This window comes from Mesorhizobium sp. C264A (assembly GCF_040324515.1).
Classification (GTDB): domain Bacteria; phylum Pseudomonadota; class Alphaproteobacteria; order Rhizobiales; family Rhizobiaceae; genus Mesorhizobium.
Genome location: NZ_JAMYVY010000001.1, coordinates 3728998 through 3752509, shown reverse-complemented (window position 1 = coordinate 3752509; position 23512 = coordinate 3728998). Strand labels below are relative to the sequence as shown.

At 63.4% G+C, this 23512-nt stretch carries 21 protein-coding genes and 1 pseudogene; 15 read left to right on the top strand and 7 right to left on the bottom strand.

Going from position 1 to position 23512, the window contains the following annotated elements; genetic code table 11:
* Position 1: 1 nt before the first annotated feature.
* Positions 2-1327: a glycolate oxidase subunit GlcF gene (glcF, locus tag NKL04_RS18400; RefSeq protein WP_023681832.1), complete on the top strand. Its 1326-nt coding sequence runs from the start codon at positions 2-4 to the stop codon at positions 1325-1327.
* A 4-nt stretch (positions 1328-1331) separates the two neighbouring features.
* Here glcF and NKL04_RS18395 read toward each other — a convergent pair whose 3' ends face one another.
* Together NKL04_RS18395 and NKL04_RS18390 are read right to left on the bottom strand one after the other, a co-directional pair.
* The gene (locus tag NKL04_RS18395; protein WP_023670547.1) at positions 1332-2252 is read right to left on the bottom strand and encodes a bifunctional 5,10-methylenetetrahydrofolate dehydrogenase/5,10-methenyltetrahydrofolate cyclohydrolase; all 921 of its coding nucleotides are present in this window, start codon (positions 2250-2252) and stop codon (positions 1332-1334) included.
* Between the two features lie 271 nt (positions 2253-2523).
* The gene (locus NKL04_RS18390; protein ID WP_023670546.1) at positions 2524-3270 is read right to left on the bottom strand and encodes a L,D-transpeptidase; all 747 of its coding nucleotides are present in this window, start codon (positions 3268-3270) and stop codon (positions 2524-2526) included.
* A 209-nt stretch (positions 3271-3479) separates the two neighbouring features.
* Between NKL04_RS18390 and NKL04_RS18385 the strand changes: the two genes are divergently transcribed.
* A complete protein-coding gene (locus NKL04_RS18385; RefSeq protein WP_023670545.1) occupies positions 3480-4118 on the top strand; it encodes a DNA-3-methyladenine glycosylase I in 639 nt (212 codons plus the stop codon).
* 124 nt (positions 4119-4242) lie between these two features.
* Here NKL04_RS18385 and NKL04_RS18380 read toward each other — a convergent pair whose 3' ends face one another.
* Positions 4243-4488 carry a hypothetical protein gene (locus NKL04_RS18380; RefSeq protein WP_023701296.1) on the bottom strand — a complete coding sequence of 82 codons (246 nt, stop codon included), beginning with the start codon at positions 4486-4488 and terminating at the stop codon, positions 4243-4245.
* A 202-nt stretch (positions 4489-4690) separates the two neighbouring features.
* Here NKL04_RS18380 and hisS point away from each other — a divergent pair, with 202 nt between their 5' ends.
* The 5 genes from hisS (at position 4691) to NKL04_RS18355 (ending at position 11380) form a co-directional block, all read left to right on the top strand.
* On the top strand, positions 4691-6196 hold the full coding sequence (gene hisS / locus NKL04_RS18375; RefSeq protein ID WP_023701297.1) for a histidine--tRNA ligase: 1506 nt from the start codon (positions 4691-4693) through the stop codon (positions 6194-6196).
* 172 nt (positions 6197-6368) lie between these two features.
* Positions 6369-7487 (top strand): ATP phosphoribosyltransferase regulatory subunit, encoded by a 1119-nt coding sequence (locus tag NKL04_RS18370; RefSeq protein WP_023667715.1) that lies wholly within the window; start codon positions 6369-6371, stop codon positions 7485-7487.
* Complete coding sequence (gene hisG / locus NKL04_RS18365; protein WP_023701298.1) at positions 7484-8185, top strand: ATP phosphoribosyltransferase; 702 nt, start codon at positions 7484-7486, stop codon at positions 8183-8185. The genes NKL04_RS18370 and hisG overlap by 4 nt, the downstream gene beginning before the upstream one ends.
* Before the next feature lie 234 nt (positions 8186-8419).
* Positions 8420-10180: an AMP-binding protein gene (locus NKL04_RS18360; protein ID WP_023667717.1), complete on the top strand. Its 1761-nt coding sequence runs from the start codon at positions 8420-8422 to the stop codon at positions 10178-10180.
* A gap of 96 nt (positions 10181-10276) precedes the next feature.
* Positions 10277-11380 (top strand): calcium:cation antiporter, encoded by a 1104-nt coding sequence (locus NKL04_RS18355; protein WP_023701299.1) that lies wholly within the window; start codon positions 10277-10279, stop codon positions 11378-11380.
* A 107-nt stretch (positions 11381-11487) separates the two neighbouring features.
* Here NKL04_RS18355 and NKL04_RS18350 read toward each other — a convergent pair whose 3' ends face one another.
* Positions 11488-12396 (bottom strand): hydrogen peroxide-inducible genes activator, encoded by a 909-nt coding sequence (locus NKL04_RS18350; protein ID WP_023667719.1) that lies wholly within the window; start codon positions 12394-12396, stop codon positions 11488-11490.
* Positions 12397-12536: 140 nt separating this feature from the next.
* On the opposite strand from NKL04_RS18350, the gene katG reads away from it, so the two are divergent.
* Positions 12537-14732, top strand: coding sequence for a catalase/peroxidase HPI (gene katG, locus NKL04_RS18345; RefSeq protein WP_023667720.1), 2196 nt, complete (start codon positions 12537-12539; stop codon positions 14730-14732).
* Positions 14733-14796: 64 nt separating this feature from the next.
* On the opposite strand, the gene NKL04_RS18340 is transcribed toward katG, so the two are convergent.
* Positions 14797-15474, bottom strand: a complete 678-nt coding sequence (locus NKL04_RS18340; protein ID WP_023686840.1) for an MIP family channel protein — start codon at positions 15472-15474, stop codon at positions 14797-14799.
* A gap of 319 nt (positions 15475-15793) precedes the next feature.
* Here NKL04_RS18340 and NKL04_RS18335 point away from each other — a divergent pair, with 319 nt between their 5' ends.
* The 7 genes and pseudogenes from NKL04_RS18335 (at position 15794) to NKL04_RS18305 (ending at position 21870) form a co-directional block, all read left to right on the top strand.
* A complete protein-coding gene (locus NKL04_RS18335) occupies positions 15794-17083 on the top strand; it encodes an RsmB/NOP family class I SAM-dependent RNA methyltransferase (protein WP_023701301.1) in 1290 nt (429 codons plus the stop codon).
* Positions 17084-17167: 84 nt separating this feature from the next.
* Positions 17168-17608 (top strand): TspO/MBR family protein, encoded by a 441-nt coding sequence (locus NKL04_RS18330; RefSeq protein ID WP_502903343.1) that lies wholly within the window; start codon positions 17168-17170, stop codon positions 17606-17608.
* Positions 17609-17692: 84 nt separating this feature from the next.
* Positions 17693-18151, top strand: coding sequence for a PaaI family thioesterase (locus NKL04_RS18325; protein WP_023701303.1), 459 nt, complete (start codon positions 17693-17695; stop codon positions 18149-18151).
* A gap of 127 nt (positions 18152-18278) precedes the next feature.
* Positions 18279-18947, top strand: coding sequence for a 5'-methylthioadenosine/S-adenosylhomocysteine nucleosidase (locus NKL04_RS18320; protein WP_023701304.1), 669 nt, complete (start codon positions 18279-18281; stop codon positions 18945-18947).
* Between the two features lie 55 nt (positions 18948-19002).
* Positions 19003-20565: a glutamine-hydrolyzing GMP synthase gene (gene guaA / locus NKL04_RS18315; protein ID WP_352596970.1), complete on the top strand. Its 1563-nt coding sequence runs from the start codon at positions 19003-19005 to the stop codon at positions 20563-20565.
* 291 nt (positions 20566-20856) lie between these two features.
* Positions 20857-21087, top strand: a pseudogene (locus NKL04_RS18310) (Arm DNA-binding domain-containing protein); the annotation flags it as partial.
* Positions 21088-21327: 240 nt separating this feature from the next.
* Positions 21328-21870, top strand: coding sequence for a protein TonB (locus NKL04_RS18305; RefSeq protein ID WP_245260041.1), 543 nt, complete (start codon positions 21328-21330; stop codon positions 21868-21870).
* 172 nt (positions 21871-22042) lie between these two features.
* Here NKL04_RS18305 and NKL04_RS32120 read toward each other — a convergent pair whose 3' ends face one another.
* A complete protein-coding gene (locus tag NKL04_RS32120) occupies positions 22043-22384 on the bottom strand; it encodes an SDR family oxidoreductase (RefSeq protein ID WP_502896635.1) in 342 nt (113 codons plus the stop codon).
* A 237-nt stretch (positions 22385-22621) separates the two neighbouring features.
* Complete coding sequence (locus NKL04_RS18290; RefSeq protein WP_023699915.1) at positions 22622-23476, bottom strand: glycoside hydrolase family 1; 855 nt, start codon at positions 23474-23476, stop codon at positions 22622-22624.
* Between the last annotated feature and the right edge of the window lie 36 nt (positions 23477-23512).

Below are 23512 nucleotides of genomic sequence, written 5' to 3'. Positions count from 1 at the left end.
AATGCAAACCAACTTCTCCCTTGCCCAGCTTGCTGATCCGCATGTCGCGGAATCGGAGAAGATCCTGCGCAAATGCGTGCATTGCGGCTTCTGCACCGCCACTTGCCCGACCTATGTGACATTGGGCAACGAGCTGGATTCGCCACGCGGGCGGATCTATCTCATCAAGGACATGCTGGAGAACGGCCGCCCGGCCGACAAGGAGATCGTCACCCATATCGACCGCTGCCTGTCCTGCCTCGCCTGCATGACGACCTGCCCGTCGGGCGTCAATTACATGCACTTGGTCGACCATGCCCGCGCCCATATCGAGGAAACTTACAAGCGGCCGCTGCTCGACCGGCTCACCCGCGCCATGCTGGCCTTCGTGCTGCCCTATCCCGCGCGCTTTCGCGCCGCGCTGAAATTGGCGAGACTCGGCAAGCCATTCATTCGTCTGTTCGAAAAGGTGTCGGCCCTGAAGCCGCTCAGCGCGATGCTGAAGCTGGCACCGGCCTCGATCCCGACGGTCTCGCCAATGGCCTCTTCCGGCATTCATGCCGGGCAGGGGACGAAGAGAGGCCGCGTCGCCATCCTCACCGGCTGCGCCCAATCGGTACTCGACCCCGCCATCAACGAGACGACGATTGCATTGCTGACCAGGCTTGGCGTCGAGGTCGTGGTGCCGCAGGGCGAAGCCTGCTGTGGCGCGGTTGTCCATCATATGGGCCGCGAGGCAGCAGCCCTTGCCTCGGCCCGGCAGAATGTCGATGCGTGGACGCGTGCCATCGACCAGGGCGGGCTCGATGCCATCGTCATCACCGCGTCCGGCTGCGGCACAACGATCAAGGACTACGGCTTCATGCTGCGCCTCGATCCGGCCTATGCCGACAAGGCCGCGCGGGTCTCGGCGCTGGCCAGGGACATTACCGAATATCTCGCAAGCCTCGACCTGCCCGAGCCGGTGCGCAAACCCGGCACCGTCGTCGCCTATCACTCCGCCTGCTCGATGCAGCACGGTCAGAAGATCATCCGCCAGCCGAAGGAATTGCTGTCCAAGGCGGGCTTCGTCGTGCGCGAACCGCGCGAGGGGCATCTGTGCTGCGGCTCCGCCGGCACCTACAACATCCTGCAGCCGGAGATTTCCGCAAGGTTGCGTGACCGCAAGGTGAAGAACATCGAGGCGACCGACGCCGAAATCGTCGCCACCGGCAACATCGGCTGCATCACCCAGATCGCTTCCGCCGCGAAGCTGCCGGTGGTGCACACGATCAAGCTGCTCGACTGGGCCTATGGTGGTCCGAAGCCGGAGGGCGTCTCCGAAGGAAACCTGGTCGCCGCCGAGTAAGCAGCTATTCCGCTGCCAGCCGGTCCACCACGCCATACGTCGCCTGGTAGCGCGCGCGCTGGCGGCTGAGCGCGACCATTGTGTTGCGCAAGAGGATCGCCACAGTGATCGGGCCGACGCCGCCCGGCACCGGCGTGATCCAGGACGCGACTTCCTTCACGCTCTCGGTGTCGACGTCGCCGACGATGCGGCTCGTGCCGTCCGGGCCGATCTCGGAATTGATGCCGATGTCGATGACGGCCGCACCGGGCTTCACCATGTCGGCCTTGATCAGCCGCGGCTTGCCGACGGCGACGAACAGCGCATCGGCGCGGCGCGCATGTGCCGCCACCGAGCGCGTCATGTGATGGCACACCGTCACCGTTGCGCCTTCGCTCATCAGCAGGAAGGCAATCGGCTTGCCGACGATCTCGGAATGGCCGACGACGACGACTTCGAGCCCCTTGAGGTCGAGGCCGGTTTCCTTGAGCAGCTCGACCGAGGCCGCAGCCGTGCAAGGCGCGAGGTCGAGCTGGTTGTAGACGATATTGCCGATCGACGCCGGATGCATGCCCTCGACGTCCTTCAGTGGATGCACCGCCGCTTGCAGCGTCTTGATCGGGATATGCGCCGGCACCGGCCGCTGGATGATGATGCCGGTGACGCGCGGGTCGGCGTTCAGGCCGTGGATCGCCGCCTCGAGTTCGCCGGCGCTGATGTCGGCGGGGAACCGCCGCTCCTCGAAACCGATGCCGGCAAGCGCGGCCTTGGCGCGCTGGTTGCGCACATAGACATCGACGGCAGCGGTATCGCCGACGGTGATCGACACCAGCTTGGGCGGAAAACCTTCGGCGGTGGCGATGGCGGCATCCTCGCGCACGGATGCCATGATGCGCTGGGCGACCGGGCCGCCCCGGAGATAGCGGCTATCGTCTGGCGGAGACATGGCTGAACCTTTGCAGCGAGTTTGGCGCAGGGGAGTTTGGCCGTCCCTATAGCAGGGGAAATGCGGCAAGGCAGCGTGAAAGCGAACCGTCATCCCCCTGGCGCGACGTTCTGGCGCAGCCTGGCTCAGCTATAGCCGCAAAGAGAAAGGGCAGCGCGGTTTCCCGGGCTGCCCTTTCCTGACTGGCCGCATCCCCACACGGCCCGTCCCCCGTAAACTCTTCCCGATCCCTGAAGGTCTAGCCTTCTGAACCAGATGATTCGGTAGCCGACTATATCACGACCACGGTCGTTCCAACATTGACCCTCTCGTAAAGGTCAACCACGTCCTCGTTGCGCATGCGGATACAGCCGGAAGATACCGAGCCGCCGATGGTCCATGGCTGGTTGGTGCCGTGGATGCGGTATTCCGTCGTGCCGAGATAGAGCGCGCGGGCGCCGAGCGGATTCTCTTCGCCACCGGCCAGATAGGTCGGGAGGTAGCGGCCCCTGGCAGCCTCGCGCTTGATCATCTCCGCTGGCGGGCGCCAGTCCGGCCAGACGCGCTTGTTGGTGATCTTGTGCGTGCCAGACCATTCGAACCCAGGCTTGCCGGTGCCGACGCCATAGCGCCGCGCCTTGCCGTTCTTCTCGACCAGGAACAGGAAGTTCTGCGTCGTATCGATGACGATCGTGCCCGGCTTCTGCGGGCCGTCATAGGCGACTTCCTGCGGCAGATAGAGCGGATTGATCTGCGGCCGCATCACCACGCGCTTGGCCGGCGCCTGCACGGAAGCAGTGCGCACCCGATCGGGTCGCGCTGGCTGCGCATAGCGAAGGCGTGGCTGCTGCTGCACGAACTGGCGGCTCTGCCGCACGATGCCGGGCGCGCGGCCAAGCTGCAGCACCCAGGGCGCGGAAAGGTCGGGGCTCACCATCACCGGCGGCCTGTCGGCATAGCGGTCGTTGGCGGCAGACGAGGTGACGCCGGCGGCCAGAATGGCCACGGCGCCGAGCACGGAACGCAAAAAGATCTTCATCGGAACGCACCTTGATCGTCGAACGGACGGAGGCGGAACTTGCCCCCGGTTGCGCGATCCTTGGCGCGAAGCCACAACCGAAACATGAATCGGAATGCGTAAAATGCCGCTTTGTCAGTAAACCTTTTGGTGTGGTTACCGCCGGGTTCAGGAATCTGGTAAAGCCGCGGTAAATGCAGCGCGAAAGCGCGTTAACGGATGGATTGGCCATGGCGCAAGACAACACCGGACTGCTTACCGGCTCCGACGGGATCACGCGCTGCTTCTGGCACGGCAATCTGCCGGACTATCTGCACTACCACGACCATGAATGGGGCCGGCCGGTCGCCGACGACCGCAGGCTGTTCGAAAAGATCTGCCTCGAAGGCTTTCAGTCCGGCCTGTCCTGGCTGACCATTCTGCGCAAGCGCGAGAATTTCCGCGAGGCCTTCGCCGGTTTCGACTTCGACAAGGTCGCTGCCTTCACCGACGAGGATGTCGAGCGCCTGGTCGCCAATGCCGGCATCATCCGCCACCGCGGCAAGATCGTCTCGACCATCAACAACGCCAAACGGGCGTGCGAAATGGTCGACGAGTTCGGCTCGCTGGCCGCTTGGTTCTGGAAGTTCGAGCCGGGGCCGAAGGAGCGGCCGGCGGTGGTGGACATGGCGCATCTACGCGCCAACCCGACGACAGGGGTCTCGATCAGGATTTCGAAGGAGTTGAAAAAGCGCGGCTGGACCTTTGTCGGCCCGACGACGGTCTACGCCTTCATGCAGGCGATGGGTCTGGTCAACGACCATCTCGAAGGCTGCGTGTGCCGGGAGCAGGTGGAGAAGGAACGCAAGGCCTTTAAGAGGCCGAAGTAGGGCGCTGTCCCCCTACCTCCCCTTGTGGGGAGGTCGCGCCGAAGGCGCGGGTGGGGGTATCTTGGCGCCGCACCCCCACCCCGACGCTACGTCGACCCTCCCCAAAAGGGGGAGGGTAAGGAACTCACGTCCCGCTGGCGCCCGTCAGAAAAAGCCCGGCGACAATCGCCGCCAGTGCCGCAAAGGCCGGATAAATCACCAGCAATCCAGTCATCAGCGCCTCGCGCACGGTGGAGCCCTTGCGCTCGTCGGCAGTGACCTCAAACGGACCGGGGCTCGCCGTCACCTGCGCACGGCTCTCGGCCGGCCGCAGCCGGACTTCATACGAGCCCTCGTCTCCAATATCGAATTTGCGTTCCGCCGTGGTCATGGGCCCACCCCTTGTTTCGGCGCGCTTATCGGCTCTGATTGTGTCGGCACGATGCCGCGCCGATGGCGGAATTGTTTCCTTTTGGTGCGTTTTGTTTCGAATGAGAAGGAAAGAGCGCAAACCCTTGCCGCACCAAGCCGCTTCGGTTAGGACACGCCGACTCCAAATAAGTTATCGATTACTTAGCGAAAAGACCCATCCCATGGCCGACAAATCGGAAAAGACGAAAGCGCGGCTGCCGCGCGGCTTTGCCGACCGCAGCGCCGACGATATCCGCGCCGTCGAGAAGATGATGGCGACGATCCGTTCGGTCTATGAGCTCTACGGTTTCGAGCCGGCCGACCAGCCGCTGATCGAATACACCGATGCGCTGGGCAAGTTCCTGCCCGACCAGGACCGGCCTAATGAGGGCGTATTTTCTTTCCAGGACGATGATGAGCAGTGGCTGTCGCTGCGCTACGACCTGACCGCGCCGACGGCGCGCTACGTCGCCGAGAATTTTGAGAAGCTGCCGAAACCCTATCGCAGCTACCGCTCCGGCTGGGTGTTCCGCAACGAAAAGCCCGGCCCGGGCCGCTTCCGCCAGTTCATGCAGTTCGACGCCGACACGATCGGTACGCCGGGCGTCGCAGCCGACGCCGAGATGGCCATGATGATGGCCGACGTGATGGAAGCGCTTGGCATCAAGCGTGGCGACTACGTCATCCGGGTCAACAACCGCAAGGTGCTGGATGGCGTGCTGGAGGCGATCGGCCTTGGCGGTGACAACAATGCCGGCCGCCGGCTGACCGTGCTGCGCGCCATCGACAAGCTGGACAAGCTCGGGCCGGAAGGCGTGAAGCTTCTGCTTGGGCCGGGCCGATGGGATGGCGGCAAGGAAGGCGAGGGCGACTTCGCCAAGGGCGCTGGTTTGGACGACGGGCAAGCTGAAGCAGTTCTCCTCGCCACGGCAAGGAACGCACAGGTCGACCAGGTTTCCATAGTGAGCTCGAACCCGACTTACCAAGAAGGCGTCGGCGAGCTCGCGACGATTGAAGCCCTGGTCAGGGCGGCCGGATATGGCGAAGATCGCATCGCCATGGACCGCTCCGTCGTTCGTGGCCTCGAATACTACACCGGCCCGGTTTTCGAGGCCGAGCTTCTGGCCGAAATCCCCAACGAAGACGGCCAGATCGTGCGCTTCGGTTCGGTCGGTGGTGGCGGCCGCTATGACGGGCTGGTCTCGCGCTTCCGTGGCGAGCCGGTGCCGGCGACCGGCTTTTCGATCGGCGTCTCCCGCCTGATGACGGCGCTGAAGAACCTCGGCAAGCTGGACACCACCGATGTCATCGCGCCGGTCGTCGTGCTGGTGATGGACAAGGATACGGAAAGCCTCGGTCGCTACCAGAAGATGGTGGCCGATCTGCGCGCGGCCGGCATCCGCTCCGAAATGTATCTCGGCGGCGCCGGCATGAAGGCGCAGCTGAAATATGCCGACCGCCGCGGCAGCCCGGTCGCCGTTATCCAGGGCGGCGACGAGCGCGCCAAGGGCGAGCTGCAGATCAAGGATCTGATCGAAGGCGCGCGCATGTCCGCTGAAATCGCCGACAACGCCGAATGGCGCGCCGCAAGACCGGCACAGGTCACGGTGCCGGAGGCTGAGCTGGTCGCCGAGGTGAAGAAGATTTTGGCTGCGCAGGCCGCTGACCGTGCGAAGGGTGGCGCTTGAACGCCCCCCTCTGGCCTGCCGGCCATCTCCCCCTCAAGGGGGGAGATTGGATGTTGCGTAGGCTTTCGCCAATCTCCGCCGGTGAAGAAGAGGCGCTGCGCCGCAAGCTGCCAATCTCCCCCCTTGAGGGGGAGATGGCCGGCAGGCCAGAGGGGGGTGCCTCGCGCCGCCCATGACCTCCCGCCCCGCAATCGCGACGGAAATCACCAAGCTCTTCGCCACCCGCAACACCCATGCGGTCGAGGTCGCGGTGCTGCAGCCGGCCGACCCATTCCTCGATATGGCCGGCGAGGATCTGCGCCGCCGCATCTTTCTCACGGAAAGCGAGACCGGCAAGACGCTGTGTCTGCGGCCCGAATTCACCATCCCCGTCTGCCTCGACCACATCGCCTCGCAGGCCGGCACGCCGCGCCGCTATTCCTATCTCGGCGAAGTGTTCCGCCAGCGCCGCGAGGGCGGCAACGAGTTCTTTCAGGCCGGCATCGAGGATCTCGGCGACCGCGACATGGCTGAGGCCGATGCCCGTTCGCTGGCTGATGCGCATGCGCTGCTTGAGCTGGTTCTGCCGGCGCAACCTCTGGCGATCACGCTCGGCGACCAGACCATCTTCGAGGCGGTGCTGGCGGCCCTCGGCCTGCCGCGCGGCTGGCGCATGCGACTTGCGCGCGCCTTCGGTTCGGCGCCGATGCTGCAGGCAGCGTTGTCCGATCTCGCCAACCCGCCACGCAACGGTCAGCTTGACGGCGAAGTCGCGGCCCTTGTCCTAGATGGCGATCTCGAAGCGCTTTCCGCCCACATTGCCGGCGGCATGGAAGAGGCCGGCCTGCTGGCATCCGGCGGACGCGCGCCGGTCGACATTGCCCGACGGCTGATCGAAAAGGGCGAACTGCGCAGCGTGCGGCTGTCGAACGAGGCCTTTGCAGCACTCAGGGATTTTCTCGCCATCGACGTGCCGCTCGACGGCGCCAGCGCTGCGCTCGAAAGCTTTGCGGCCTCTGCCGGGCTTTCGCTGGGCGCGGCGCTGGAAAAATTCGCCGCCCGCGCCAAGGCCATCGAGGCGCATGGCCTGCCGACCAGGACAATCCGCTACGACGCCGCCTTTGGCCGTCCGCTGGATTATTACACCGGCATCGTCTTCGAGATCGCGGCTGAGAACGGCGAGCGGCCGTTGGCCGGCGGCGGCCGTTACGACCGGCTGCTCACGCTGCTCGGCGCCAAGACGCCGATCCCCGGCGTCGGCTTTTCCGTCTGGCTCGACCGCATCGAAGCGCTGCGGGGGGAGCCCAAATGATCACGCTGGCGATCCCGTCGAAAGGCCGGCTGAAGGAGCAGGCCTTGGAGGTGCTGGCCAGGGCCGGGCTTGCCGTCAGTCTGCCCGGTGACGAGCGCCAGTACCGCGCCCGCATCGACGGCACGGAGGGCATCGAGGTGGCGTTTCTGTCGGCGTCCGAAATTGCCGGCGAGATCGGCCAAGGTTCGGTCGACCTCGGCATTACCGGCGAGGATCTGCTGCGCGAAAACCTCGCCGACTGGGAGGCGCGCGCCGAAATCGTCGCTCGCCTCGGCTTCGGCCACGCCGATGTCGTGGTCGCGGTGCCCGGCATCTGGCTCGACGTCGATACTATGGCCGATCTCGACGATGTCGCCGCCGATTTCCGCCAGCGCCACGGCAGGCGGCTGAGGATCGCAACCAAATACTGGCGGCTCACGCAGCAGTTCTTCTCGCAAAAGCACGGCATCCAGGTCTACCGCATCGTCGAAAGCCTCGGCGCCACCGAAGGCGCGCCGGCGGCAGGCCTTGCCGATGTCATCGTCGACATCACCACCACCGGCTCGACCCTGCGCGCCAACCATCTCAAGGTGCTGGCCGATGGGGTTGTGCTGAAGTCGCAGGCCTGCCTCGTGGCTGCCCGGAAAGATCGTGCTGCTGCGGATGAGGCGCTAGTGCGGGAAATAGCCGCGAAGATGAGCGCGCTCCCTCCCCCTTGAGGGGAGGGAGGACAGCCGCCAAAGGCGGATGGACGGGTGGGGTCGCTCCGGCAGTGCTCGACGCGAGACGACCCAAGCCGGGTCGACCGTGAGCAAGGAAGTCGAGCACTTCGCCGAGGGTCCCACCCGCCTCGCTTCGCGAGGCACCCTCCCCGCGAGGGGGAGGGGAACCGCCTCTACTTTCCACCATCCAATCAGGCTGATAGGCTCGCCATATCCCGGGAGGAAACGGCGATGGCGATCAATCTCGACGAGCTTAAGAACGCCACCAATCTGCGCGGGCGCGGCAGGGCTTTCATCGCTCCGCTCGACGGCCGGGCACATGTGTCGGGCGACCGTTCGGTGCCGCTGCTCGACAAGACGATCCCTCAGCTTTTCTCCGGCACGGTCAGCAAATACGCCACGCAGGATGCTGCCGTCTTCGTCGGCCAGGACAAGCGCTTCACCTGGAGCGAACTGTCGGACACGGTCGATACGCTCGCCGCCGGCTTCCTGGCGCTCGGCCTCGAAAAAGGCGACCGTGTCGGCATCTGGTCGCCCAACCGCTGGGAATGGCTGGTCACCCAATTCGCCACCGCTCGCATCGGCCTGATCCTGGTCAACATCAACCCGGCCTACCGGCTGACGGAGCTCGAGTATGCCCTCAACAAGGTCGGCTGCAAGGCGCTGGTCACCGCCGCCAGTTTCAAGACCTCCGACTATCTCGGCATGATCGAGACGCTGGCGCCGGAGCTCGCCAAGGCCACCCCCGGCAAGCTCAAGGCGCAGAAATTGCCGACGCTGAAGATTGTCATCCGCATGGGCGATGACAACTCGCCCGGCATGTTCAATTTCGCCGATGTGCTGTCGATGGCCGGCCGCGACGAGCATGACAGCCTCGACCGCATCTCCGAAGGGCTGAAGCCGGGCGAACCCATCAACATCCAGTTCACTTCGGGCACGACGGGCGCGCCCAAGGGCGCGACGCTGACCCACACCAACATCGTCAACAACGGCAATTTCGTCACCGCGGCAACCAAGCTCACCGTCGACGACCGGCTCTGCATCCCGGTGCCGCTCTACCACTGCTTCGGCATGTCGATGGGCACGATGGGCTGCGTCACCAAGGGCGCGACGATGGTCTTTCCGGGCGAGGGTTTTGACGCGGGCGCCACACTGAAAGCGGTGGCGCAGGAACGCTGCACCGGCCTCTACGGTGTTCCCACAATGTTCGTCGCCATGCTCGACCACACCGACTTCGCCGGCTTCGATCTCTCCAGCCTGCGCACCGGCATCATGGCGGGCTCGCCATGCCCGATCGAGGTGATGAAGAAGGTGGTGTCGCTGATGCATATGGAAGAGGTGACCATCGCCTATGGCATGACCGAGACCAGCCCGGTGTCGTTCCAGAGCAGCGTTGACGACCCGCTGGAAAAGCGCGTCTCCACGGTCGGCCGCATCCACCCGCATGTCGAGGTCAAGGCCATCGACGCCGATGGCGCCACCGTCGCAATCGGCACGCCCGGGGAGCTTTGCACACGCGGCTATTCCGTGATGAAGGGTTATTGGGACGACGCGGAAAAAACCCGCGAGGCGATCGACGCCGATGGCTGGATGCACACCGGCGACCTCGCCACCATAGATGCCGAGGGCTATTGCAACATTGTCGGCCGGGTCAAGGACATGGTTATCCGCGGCGGCGAAAACGTCTATCCCAGAGAGGTCGAGGAATTCCTCTACCGCCATCCCAAGGTCAAGGAGGTGCAGGTGTTCGGTATTCCCGACGCCAAATATGGCGAGGAGCTGTGCGCCTGGATCGTGCTGAAGCCCAACCAGATCGCCACCGAGCAGGAGATCAAGAATTTCTGCGCCGGCCAGATCGCCCACTACAAAATCCCCCGCTACATCCGCTTCCGCACCGAACTGCCGATGACGGTGACGGGAAAACCGCAGAAGTTTCTGATGCGCGAGGCGATGGTGGAGGAACTGGGGCTGGTGGTGCAGAAGACGGCTTGAGGGTTGAACGCCGGGGGACGGGACTGCCCGGCTTCGAAACGACACTGGGGTGCTCGACAGGCTTCCGCAAGGTTCGCCGAACGCATTGGGGCTTGAATGACTGGTTTCGCACGATCAGCGACTTCCTATGCGATGCCTTTGGCCGCGCTGGCACTGGCCGTTGCGGTCAGAGCCAGCGGGCTACCGGTGGACGAAGGTTCGCCGAGCGTCAGGATTCTCGTCGGAGCGCTCTCGAGTGCGATCATGTTCATCACTATTTTCGTGGTGCTCGATCACGCCGAGGCGGTGGCCCACCGTGTGGGGGAACCCTACGGCACATTGGTGCTGACTTTTGCCGTAACGGCAATCGAGGTGTCGATCATCGTTTCCATGATGCTGCATGGAGAGAACAACCCCACGCTTGCACGTGAGTCCGTCTTCTCGACGGTGATGATTGCCTCCACCGGCGTTGTGGGGACGTGTCTCACGTTTGGCGGCTGGCGTCATCGCAAGCAGGCAATTGTCCGGCAAGGGACAAGCGCATATCTGGCGGTTCTGGCCGCACTGACCGTCATGACGCTTATCCTGCCGACCTACACGCGGACCACCGATCCCGGCACATTTTCGGCAGCTCAGCTTGGCCTTGTGAGCGTACTTTCCGTGCTGCTCTATGCAAGTTTTGTGTTCGCGCAAACCGTCCGGCACCGGGACGACTTCATCGAAGGACTGGCACACGACCTTTCGGCGCGAACCGCCCCTCACAAAAGCATCTATTCCAGCGCTCTGCTCCTGGCAATCGGACTGATCGGAATTGTCATGCTCGCCGAGCAGGTTGCCGCAAGTGTTGAAAATGCGCTCGTTGCTTACCAGGTGACCCAGGCTGACAGCATTGTGGGGGCAATGATCGCGGGTCTGGTTTTGATGCCGGAAGCCATTTCGGCGGTTCGCGCTTCACTCAACAATGAGCTGCAGCGCGGCCTGAATGTCGCAATGGGTTCGGCTTGCGCCACGATTGGTTTGACGATACCTGCGGTCGCAGCAGCCAGCCTGCTTACGGGACGAGGGTTGACCCTGGGGCTCCCGGAAGCTGACGCAGTACTTTTGGTTTTAGCGCTTTTCATATGCGGCGTAAGCTTTAGCAACGAAAGGACGACCTTCCTGACCGGAATCGTCCATGCCGTTGTATTTTTTACGTATGTTTTTCTGGTATTTATCCCTTGAGGCTTTGGTGCGGTCTGGCGACCAGCCATCAATGCGGGTATTCGCGAACGCGCCTGATTTGAGTTTCTTTTCGGGGTTCCCAAGGCGACATCCAAGACCCAAACGACTCACACCCCCAGCACCGCCGCATCCAACCCCCGAATGATCTTCGCCAACTCGACGCATTCATCATGCCGCACCTTGTTGCGGCGCCAGGCGAGGCAGATCGTGCGTTGCGGCATTGGCTCCTGGAACGGCACGATCTTGAGGTCCGGCATGGCGCTGGCCGGCCTTGCCGCCATTTCGGGGATGAGCGTGACGCCGAGACCATGCGCCACCATCTGCAGCAGCGTCGTCAGGCTGGTGGCGCCGTAGCTTGCCATCGCTACGGGACGCACGCTGCCGCACAGGGCCAGCGCCTGTTCGCGCAGGCAGTGGCCTTCCTCCAAAAGCATCAACCGCTCCAGCGCCGGGCTTTCCGGCGGCACCGGTGGCGAGGCGAAGGCTGGATCTCCGGCTGGCACGGCGAGGAAGAAGCGGTCGGCGAACAGTTCCTCGGTGACCAGGCCCGGCTGCTCGAGCGGCAGCGCGGCGATGAAGGCGTCGAGCCGTCCGGTTGCCGTGTCCTCGACCAGTGATGCCGTCACTGCTTCGCGCAGTTCGAGCTGCAGGGACGGAAAATGCCGCTTCAGCTCCGGGAGCACATGCGGCAAAAGATACGGCGCCACGGTCGGGATGATGCCCAGCCGGAAGCGGCCTTCCATGGCCGGGCGGCCGCGCCGGGCCGTCGTCTCGACGTCGCTGATGTCGCGCAGGATGCGCTCGATGCGTGGCAGCAGCGCTTGCGCCTCTTCCGTCATCCGCACCGTCTTGCCGCCGCGCTCGAACAGCCGGCAGTTCAGCCTTTGCTCCATCTCGGCGATTTGCGCGGACAGCGCCGGCTGGCTGACGCCGGCGAGTTTTGCGGCGCGGCCGAAATGCAGCGTTTGCGCCAAAGCCTCGAAATATTGCATCTGCCGCACGGTCAAGCCAATCATAAGGAAAGCCTATCGCAACAAACAGGAAAGGCAATTTGTTTTTATCGAAGAGACGGCTTAGTCTGGAACCATTCCAGAGTGGCGCGGCTCCCGGCCGGCCCGGAAAAAACAACACATAAATCAGCAATTCGGAGGCCAAGATGGACGCGATGACCGACGACAACAGCGCCGGCAAATGCCCGGTCGCGCATGGAACCTCCGCCAGGACCAACCGCGACTGGTGGCCGAACCAGCTCGACATCGGCGTTCTCCACCAGCAGTCGAGCCTTTCGGACCCGATGGGCGAAGCTTTCGACTACGCCGCGGAGTTCAAGACGCTCGACCTCGACGCGGTGATCGAGGATTTGCACAAGGTGATGACGGATTCGCAGGATTGGTGGCCGGCCGATTTCGGCCATTACGGGCCGCTGTTCATCCGCATGGCCTGGCACAGCGCCGGCACCTATCGCATCGGCGACGGCCGGGGTGGCGCCGGTGCGGGCCAGCAGCGTTTCGCGCCGCTGAACAGTTGGCCGGACAACGCCAATCTCGACAAGGCGCGCCGGCTGCTGTGGCCGGTCAAGCAGAAATACGGCCGCAAGATCTCCTGGGCCGACCTGTTGATTCTCACCGGCAACGTTGCGCTGGAATCGATGGGCTTCAAGACCTTTGGCTTTGCCGGTGGCCGCGCCGATGTCTGGGAGCCCGAGCAGGATGTCGACTGGGGTTCGGAAACCAAGTGGCTCGACGACAAGCGCTATTCCGGCGACCGTGAGTTGCACGGCCATCTCGGCGCGGTGCAGATGGGCCTGATCTACGTCAACCCGGAAGGGCCGAACGGCAAGCCGGATCCGCTGGCCTCGGCCCGCGACATCCGCGAGACCTTCGGACGCATGGCAATGAACGATGAGGAAACCGTGGCGCTGATCGCCGGCGGCCACACCTTCGGCAAGACCCATGGCGCCGGTGATGCAACACTGGTCGGCGCCGAGCCGGAAGGCGCGGGCATCGAGGCGCAGGGCCTCGGCTGGTCGAGCAAGCATGCCACCGGCATTGCCGGCGATGCGATCACGTCCGGCCTCGAAGTTACCTGGACGACGACGCCGACCAAGTGGAGCAACAACTTCTTCGACAATCTCTTCAACTTCGAATGGGAGCTGACCAAGAGCCCGGCCGGGGCCCATCAGTGGACGCCGAAGGGCGGCTCTGGCGCGGCTACGGTGCCGGACGCGCACAATCCCTCGAAGCGTCATGCGCCGGCAATGCTGACCACCGACCTCGCGCTGCGGGCCGACCCGGCCTATGAGAAGATCTCGCGCCGCTTCCACGAGCATCCGGAGCAGTTCGCCGATGCCTTCGCCCGTGCCTGGTACAAGCTCACCCATCGCGACATGGGGCCGGTCGTGCGGTATCTCGGCCCGCTGGTGCCGAAGGAAGAGCTGATCTGGCAGGATCCGGTTCCGGCCGTCGACCATGAGCTGGTCAGCGACCAGGATATCGCATTGCTGAAGGCCAAGATCCTGGCTTCGGACCTCAGCGTTTCGCAATTGGTCTCGACCGCCTGGGCCTCGGCCTCGACCTTCCGCAACTCCGACAAGCGCGGCGGCGCCAATGGCGCGCGCATTCGTCTGGCGCCGCAGAAGGACTGGGAGGTCAACCAGCCTGTCGAACTGGCCACCGTGCTGGCGAAGCTCGAAGCCATCCAGAACGAGTTCAACGCAGGCGGCAAGAAGGTCTCGCTGGCCGACCTCATCGTGCTCGGCGGCGTCGCCGCGGTCGAGAAAGCGGCGCAGGATGGCGGCAATGCGGTGAAGGTTCCCTTCACGCCCGGCCGCACCGACGCCTCGCAGGCGCAGACCGACGTCCATTCCTTTGCGGCGCTCGAGCCGAAAATTGACGGCTTCCGCAACTATGTCAGGGGCAAACCGCCGATGTCGGTCGAAGCCATGCTGGTCGACCGGGCGCAACTGCTCAACCTGACGGCGCCGGAGATGACGGTGCTGGTTGGTGGCCTGCGCGTGCTCGGCGCCAACACCGGCGGCTCGAAGCATGGTGTGTTGACCGACAGGCCGGGCACGCTGACGAACGACTTCTTCGTCAACCTGCTCTCGATGAGCACCATCTGGGATCCGGCCTCCGAGCCGGGCTCGCATGAGGTCTATGAAGCACGCGACCGCAAGACCAGGGCAGTCAGGTGGACCGCCACACGCGCCGACCTGATCTTCGGCTCGCATGCGCAGCTGCGCGCGCTGGCCGAGGTCTACGGGTCGGCGGATGCCGGGCAGAAATTCGTTGGCGATTTCGTCAAGGCGTGGACCAAGGTGATGAACGCCGACCGTTTCGACATCGCTGCCTGATGCAACCTCCCAAACGAAGGGCGCGGGCCGAGGCCCGCGCCCTTCGTTTTCGCAGGCTTCGAAATCAGTCCTTTTCGAAGATGCGTGCCTTGGCGACGACGCCAGCGATTGCGCCGCCGATCAGCGGCGCAACGATGAACAGCCAGAGCTGGCTGAGGGCTGCGGCACCGGTAAACAGCGCCGGGCCGATCGAACGCGCCGGATTGAGCGAGGTGCCGGTCACCGGGATCATTGCGAAGTGCAGTCCGGCCAGCGTCAGGCCGATGACCAGGCCGGCGAACGCCGTCGAGTGCTTCTCGGCGGTGACGCCGAGGATGACGGTGACGAAGGTGAAGGTGCCGATCAGCTCCCACAGGAAGGCCGAACTCGTCCCCCATTTCGCCACGTCCCAGCCATTGGCGCCGAAACCGGTGGTGTGCCCGCCGGTCTGGCCGGAGACGATGATCCACAGCGCCAGCGAGGCCAGAATGGCGCCGATGATCTGCGCGATCCAGTAAGGAATCACACCCTTGGCCGGCAGCCGGCCGGCAAGGAAGACGCCGAGCGTGACGGCCGGGTTGAGATGTGCGCCTGAGATGGGACCCACCGCGTAAGCCGCCGCAATCAGGCCGATGCCGAACGCCAGGCCGATGGCTTCCTGGCCCAGCGGCAAGTCGGCGAGAAAGCCACCCGTCGCCACCGACGCCGTGCCGATAAACACCAATAGAAATGTCCCTAGAACTTCCGCAAGATACGTTTTCATTGCCCTCTCCTCGTATCGATCCGTCGGTCCGCTTTTCCGCGCCGCGAATCATGGCGCAAAGAGTATTCCCAACGCAAAAGCTTGGAAAGCAGAGCAATTGCGCCACAGATCGTGCTTACGGCGGCCAGTTACCAACATTAGAGACCTTGCATATATTTGAGATTTGTTATCGCCGGCGGGCGGACATTTGCCGGCGGGGAAAATCGTCGGCCGCGAGCGGAAGGCCTCGTCGCCGCGAAATTCAAGCGGGGTTCAATCTCGACGCGAAACGCTCTAAGAGCAGGCCGAAAGATACTGTGCTCGATAGATGGAATGACGAATGCGACTGGGCGGACGGCTGGCGGCAGCCATTGAAGTGCTGGACGACATTGGCCGGCGCCACCGGCCGGTGGCCGATGCGCTGAAAGATTGGGGCCTGTCGCATCGCTTTGCGGGCGGCGGCGACCGCGCGGCGATCGGCAACATCGTCTACGACGCGCTGCGCCACAAACGTTCCGCCGGCTGGCTTTTAGGTGAAGACACGCCCCGCACCATCGGCTTCGGCGCGCTGCTCATCGAATGGGGCCAGACGCCGCAATCGCTCAACGATGCGCTCCAGGGTGACAAGTTCGCGCCGCCGCTGCTCAGCGCCGCCGAGTTGCAGGCGCTGGCCGAGCGCCGGCCTGAAGACGCGCCGGAGGCGGTGCGGGCGGACATACCCGACTGGTGCGCGCCGCTCTTCGAACGATCCTTTGGCGCAGACTGGGTTGCGGAAGGGGCGGCTTTGGCGACCCGCCCGCCGCTCGACATCAGGGTCAATACGCTGCAATCCGACCGCGCCAAAGTGCTGGCCGAACTCGCCGACACTGGCGCCAAACCGGCTGCTATCGCGCCGCAAGGCATTCGCATCCCGCCCATCGACGGCGACGGCAGGCACCCGAACGTACAGGCCGAGCCGGCCTTCCAGAAAGGCTGGTTCGAGGTCCAGGACGAGGGTTCGCAGATCGTTGCCGCCCTTGCCGGCGCGCAGGCCGGCATGCAGGTGCTCGACTTCTGCGCCGGCGCCGGCGGCAAGACGCTGGCGCTGTCTGCGGCGATGGCCAACAAAGGCCAGGTCTTCGCCCATGATGCCGAAAAGGCGCGACTGGCGCCGATCTTCGACCGCCTCCGCCGTTCGGAAAACCGCAACGTGCAGGTCGTCACCAAGCCGGCTGAACTCAGCCCCCTCGTGGGCCATATGGACATTGTGCTGGTCGATGCGCCCTGCACCGGCAGCGGCACCTGGCGGCGCCGTCCCGACGCCAAATGGCGGCTGACGCAAAGACAGCTCGATGCCCGCAAGGGCGAGCAGTCGGCGATCCTCGACGCGGCCAAGGCCTATGTCAAACCGGGCGGCCTGCTGGTCTACATCACCTGTTCGGTGTTCGACGAGGAGAATGGCGAGCAGATCGCTGCCTTCCGCGAGCGGCACAAGGGCTTTGTCCCGGTCGATCATCGCGCGCTCTGGGATGCCAGCTTCCCCGGCCACGCAGCGGCCGCCCGGATCGGCAAGACAAGCGATATCTCGCTGTCGCCGGCGCTCAGCGGCACCGACGGGTTCCATTTCTGTGCGCTGCGTCGGGCGAATTGACGCTGCGATTGACAGGCTGACATAGCGCCAGTTGCAGATGCGCGGCGTCGGCCGCCAGACGGGGTAGAATTCTTGCAAAGATATGTGTCGCCTCTGCTTTTCCTCATTCTGGTGCTCGGCGGCGGCCTGTTGATCGGCTATGCGACGTTGCCGGGTGAATGGTATGCCTCGCTCGCCAAGCCGCCCTTCAACCCGCCCAACTGGGTCTTCGCGCCGGCCTGGACGCTCCTTTATGTCCTGATCGCCGTAGCCGGCTGGCGGACATGGGAGCGGGAACGAGCAGGCGCCGCGATGAAGATCTGGGCCCTCCAGCTTGTTCTGAACTTCGCGTGGTCGCCGACTTTCTTCGGCGCCAAACAGATGGGGCCGGCACTGGTAGTGATCCTGGCTCTTCTCGCCAGCATTGCGCTGTTCATAGCCACGGTGTGGAACCGCGACCGGGTTTCCGGCTGGCTGTTTGCGCCCTATGCCGCGTGGGTAGCCTTCGCCACCTTGCTCAACGCGTCGCTGCTCCTGTTGAACTGAGTGCTTTGCTGCAGTGCAGCAAAAGCATTTGCGTGGCGTTCAGGCGTCTGCGATAAGCTTTGCAGATAAATCAGGGCGATGGCCATGGCAGCAAAGATCGTACCCGCACCCGATTATGAGGACCGCGTCAGGGCGTCGTTCGCGCGCCAGCAGGCGATGGCGACCATCGGCGCCGAACTGACGCTTGTGACGCCGGGCATCATCGAGATCGAAATGCCCTATTCCCAGGCACTGACCCAGCAGCACGGTTTCCTGCATGCCGGGGTGATTTCGACGGCGCTGGATTCGGCCTGCGGCTATGCCGCATTTTCGCTGATGCCGGAAAATTCCGGTGTGCTGACCATTGAGTTCAAGGTCAACCTCCTGGCGCCCGGCCGGGGCGAACGCTTCCTGTTCCGCGGCTCGGTGACCAAACCCGGCCGCACCATCATTGTCGCCGATGGCCAGGCGTACGCCTTTGCCGCCGATGGCGAGGCCAAGCTGATCGCGACCATGACCGGCACAATGATGACGGTGGTTGGCCGTGACGGGATAGCGGGATGAGGAGTGGTCCGTGTAACGGACGAAAAGCCCCCAAATTGGCTTTTCGAGCGACCCGGAGCCATAGCGACGGGCCGGCAGGCGACGAGAGCACCGCCCTTTCTGTTCCGCAGCCGAGGGAGTCGAATTCATGACCGGCAAAGTGTCGCGAATTGGCGGCAAGGACGTTCTTTTCGTCATGGCGGCGCAGGCCGAGTACGGTCCGCATCTGCAAAAACTGTTCACGCCGCTGATGACGGGCGTCGGCCCGGTCGAGGCAGGTGTGCGGCTCGGCGCCGAACTATCATGGCTGAAGTCTGAGAAGACGCTGCCCGATCTCGTCGTCTCGCTCGGCTCCGCCGGCAGCCGCACACTGGAGCAGACGGAAATCTACCAGGCGGTCTCGGTCAGCTATCGCGACATCGACGCTTCGCCGCTAGGCTTCGAAAAAGGCGCGACGCCGTTCCTCGACCTGCCGGTGACCCTCCCGCTATCATTCAGGATACCGGGCATTAAAGAAGCCAGCCTGTCGACCGGCGGCGCCATCATCACCGGTGCCGCCTATGACGCCATCGCCGCCGACATGGTCGACATGGAAACCTTCGCCTGCCTGCGCGCCTGCCAGTTGTTCGATGTCCCGCTTATCGGCCTGCGCGGCATTTCAGACGGTGCAGCCGACCTCAGGCATGCAGGCGACTGGACCGAATACCTCCATGTCATCGACGAGAAGCTGGCGGATGCAGTCGTGCGCCTCGAACAGGCCATCGGCTCCGGCACGCTACACAAGGAGCAGCCTGGGCAAGAGCCGGCAGCGCTCTGAAAGTCGGGCTACGCACCCCATTGCGCCGACTCGTTTCTTTCTCTAAAGGCTCGCCATGACGACAGCCAATCATCCCGATACAGTCCTGATTGTCGATTTCGGCAGCCAGTTTACGCAGCTCATCGCCCGCCGCATCCGCGAGGCTGGCGTGTTTTCCGAGATCGTGCCGTTCCAATCGGCCGAAGCTGCCTTCAAGCGCATCAATCCGAAAGCCGTGATCCTGTCGGGCGGTCCCGCCTCGACATCGGACATCGGCAGCCCACGCGCGCCCCAGATCGTCTTCGATGCCGGCGTGCCGGTGCTCGGCATCTGCTACGGCCAGATGGCCATGTGCGTGCAGATGGGCGGCGTAGCCGAAAGCTCTAACCATCGCGAATTCGGCCGCGCCTTCGTCGAGATCGAAAAGGACAGCCCGCTGTTCGAAGGCCTGTGGGCGCCCGGCCAGCGTCACCAGGTGTGGATGAGCCATGGCGACCGCGTCATCTCGCTGCCCAAGGGGTTCGAAGTCTTCGGCAAGTCGGAAGGCTCGCCCTTCGCCATCTTCGGCAATGTCGCGCGCAAGATGTACGGCATCATGTTCCATCCGGAGGTGGTGCATACGCCGGATGGCGCCAGGCTGCTCCGGAACTTCGTCCACAACATCGCCGGCATCGAAGGCGACTGGACGATGCGAGCCTATCGCGAGCATGCGGTCGAAACCATTCGCAAGCAGGTCGGCAAGGGCAAGGTGATCTGCGCGTTGTCGGGTGGCGTGGATTCCTCGGTCGCCGCACTTTTGATCCACGAAGCGGTCGGCGACCAGCTGACCTGCATCCTCGTCGACCATGGCCTGATGCGCAAGGACGAGGCCGCCAGCGTGGTGGCGATGTTCCGCCAGCACTACAATCTGCCGCTGATCCTGGTCGACGCGTCGGAAAAATTCATCTCGGCGCTGGAAGGCGAGTCCGACCCCGAGAAGAAGCGCAAGACCATCGGCCGGCTGTTCATCGAAGTGTTCGAGGAAGAGGCCAAGAAACTCGGCGGCGCCGATTTCCTGGCGCAAGGCACGCTCTATCCCGACGTCATCGAGAGCGTCTCCTTCACCGGCGGCCCGTCGGTGACCATCAAGTCGCACCACAATGTCGGCGGCCTGCCGGCGCGCATGAACATGCAGCTGGTCGAGCCGCTGCGCGAACTGTTCAAGGACGAGGTGAGGGCACTGGGCAAGGAACTCGGCCTGCCCGAAAGTTTTATTGGCCGCCATCCGTTCCCCGGACCAGGCCTTGCCATCCGCTGCCCCGGCGGTATCACCCGCGAAAAGCTCGAAATCCTGCGCGAGGCCGACGCCATCTATCTCGACGAGATCCGAAAGGCCGGCCTCTACGACGCCATCTGGCAGGCTTTCGCCGTGCTGCTTCCGGTGCAGACCGTCGGTGTGATGGGCGACGGCCGCACCTACGAATTCGTCTGCGCCCTGCGCGCCGTGACGTCCGTCGACGGCATGACCGCCGACTTCTACCACTACGACATGGCTTTCCTCGGCGCGGCGGCCACCCGCATCATCAACGAAGTCCGCGGCATCAACCGCGTCGTCTACGACGTGACGTCAAAGCCGCCAGGCACCATCGAGTGGGAGTGATTCAGGCCCACTCAAACGCCGCCGAAAACACGCCATTGTACGCCATAACTATTTGACAACACATATAAATCCATTCGGAGACAATCAGCGACAATCGGTGCGGAGATTGGATTTGACGGACCGGCTGACGGACCTTCCGCAAATTGCTAGCTCAGATTTTTCGAAGTACCGTCAGATCCAATGAGGCTCTGACGGTGTTTTTTGATGCCTTAAGGCACTGGAGATAAAACGAATGTTCTGCCGAAGAGCCTCGAAATTGTACTGACGGTACTTTTCAGGAGGTACCGGGGAATGCTGACGGACGTCGCCCTTAAAGCCCTGAACCAAAAGAGAAATCTACAAGATTGCGGACCGTGACGGCATGTATGTTCGCGTCATGCCTAGTGGCGCGATCTCCTTTCGGCTGGATTACAGGCTCAACGGAGGCCGCGAGACGGTCTATCTTGGCAGGTATGGACGGGACGGAATCTCGCTTGCCTCAGCCGGGAGAAGTGTCTCGACGCGAAGCGCGCTATTGGCGAGTGACGGTCGCCGGCGATAGAAAAGCAGCGCGACAAGCGCCGAGTTGTCACCCCGGTCTCCGGCCGACTTCAGCGCCGAAATGGCTACCAAACCAAAGCGATGCCCGGGCCTTCAAGGCCTCTTCTTATTCCGGCCAAGCCGGCCCGGAGCGCCGCATTCACTCACATCCCTTGAACCTGAGTGCAGAGTTGCCGCATCGAAGCCATTTGAGCAGCCGAGTTCGCGCCCGAACCCGTGCTGGTGCTGGCGGTCGTATCGCCAGCTGTATTCGAGGATCCCGACGTGCCGGTGGTTGTACCCGAACCAGTGCTGTTGCTGGCCGTGGTGTTACTGCCGGTCGAACCAGAGCTGCCTGAAGTGCCGGTGGCTGTGCCAGAGCCGGTGCCGATACTCGCCGTTGTATCACTGCCGGTCGAAGCCGAGCTACCTGACGTGCCGGTCATTGTGCCAGAGCCAGTGCCGTTACTGGCCGTCATCCTCGAGCAGTCGGAGCGAACCTGTGCCTGCTGTTCAGAGCTCAGGGACGACCAGTTCTTGCGGATCTCATCCTGCGACAGAAGTCTTCCCGAATTGGCGTCGCTGAAGAATGAGCCGGAGAGCTTGCTGTCCCAGCCGCTCGGGATACCGCTTTGGCCGGAGCCGGACGTAGAGCTCATACTGGACCCGGCCGATGAGCCGGACGTTCCGTTCGTGCCGCTGGATGTTCCCGACGACTGCGCCAAGGCCGCGGTGGCGAGACAGAGAGAGATCGCTGTAGCTGTCAAAATCTTACGTTTCATGTGAGTCTCCTTTGGGGTTCGACGCCGTTGCGGCGTCGAATCCTAATCCCGAGGAAAGGCACTTGTTCCTGTAAAGAGTGGAATTCGATGTCATGATCCTTGTGCACCAGCCTTGGCCTCGAATGCGATGCCGGAGCGCTTCAACGACGACTGACGCCTCAGGCGAGAGCTGTCCGCTACTGGGTGTTAGAGGCGATATGCGGAACGCTTCCCGAATAGTTGGGTGCCACCATCGGGTAATTGCGAGGCAGGTTCCATTTGGTTCGGTAATCGTCCGGATTCATGCCCAGTCGGCCAAGGTGCGAACTGCGTCGGGTCTCGGTTAGAGACAGGAGGGTGGCCTTTGCCGCGGCGTATAGCTCGACATGCGGAGCTCGTCTCGACCGCGCACACTCAATATATTTTACGATGACGCCCCCAGATGTCATATGAGCGAATGCCTTTCCGGCGAAATAAATTGCTCCCAGCAGGTCGACGCTCAGCACCTTCAGCCAGCCCGCTCTAGTGAATGCCTCAATGGTTAAAGATTATCAGGCCGGCGCGTTGTTGACGATTATCACCAACCTGCCGAACGCGTGAGCGCAAGTCGACAGCACCGTGATAGCGGCCTCCCCGGCGCGCCCTTTGTCGAACCGATGCGCGCCTTCTCGACCTTGCCTCAACCCACGTCGGCTCACCCGTGCACCTTCGGTGCCCAACCGCATGGCGATGGCCAGTCCAATGCCGCTTGCAGCACCGGTTACAATGCAGTCTTGTTATCCAGGCGCATCGGGTTCGACCGCTTTCTGGGGAGCAGCAAGTGGTTCAGTCCAGCCTTCAGCGACCCGATCCACGCTCAGCAGGCTGCGCGCATAATCCTGTTGCGCGCGAACAATGGCATCGTCTTGCTGTGAGGGAAGAAAGACCGGCAAAGCAAGGCAGACACTTTGTGTGGCCAACAGCTTGTTCCAGTTCGCGATCAGCGCCTTGAAAGCGCGCCCCACCGCCCTCGGATTTCGGTCGAGGTCATAGAGGCCGAGCGGATTGATCCGTCCGTTGTTCCCCCGAAGCGCACTGTCCCAGTCCACCTGATCCGTCAGCGAGTACCAGGTGAAGCCTACGATGGGGATGCCATCGTTGCGGATCCGCAGCACGTTGGCCCACTCTTTCCACAGCCAATAGACGGCCTCGTCTCCATTGGGGCCTTCGCTGATGTTGGTCTCCGTATGCATTACGGGAAGCCGGTAGCGGTTGAAGTACTGCCGCGTGATCTCGTGATAGCCAAACACCTCGCCGGACCCGGACGTCGTTCCGTCTGCCCAAACCCGATGTTCGTTGGTCTGGTAATAGTCGGTGCCCATCACGCAATGCCTGCGCAGATGGCTTTCCAGGAAGAAACTGTATTCTTCGGCCGTCATCCCGTTTTCGAGAAGATAGCGATAGGTGTGCGCGTCGACGTCATGACCGTAGTTGAGGTCAAGCGACAGGAAACGCTCGCTGTTGAACCGTTCCGCTCTGCCGACCGCCTCGGGAGAATCGGCGTGGAAGTATTCCGAGGATTCGCTCTGAATGAAGATGGCGTCCGGCCGCACCTCGAGAATCGCCCGCATGGCAAGCACGTTCGCCTTCACGATGTGCTTGAGGGCGGTGACGAAAGCAGTGTCGCT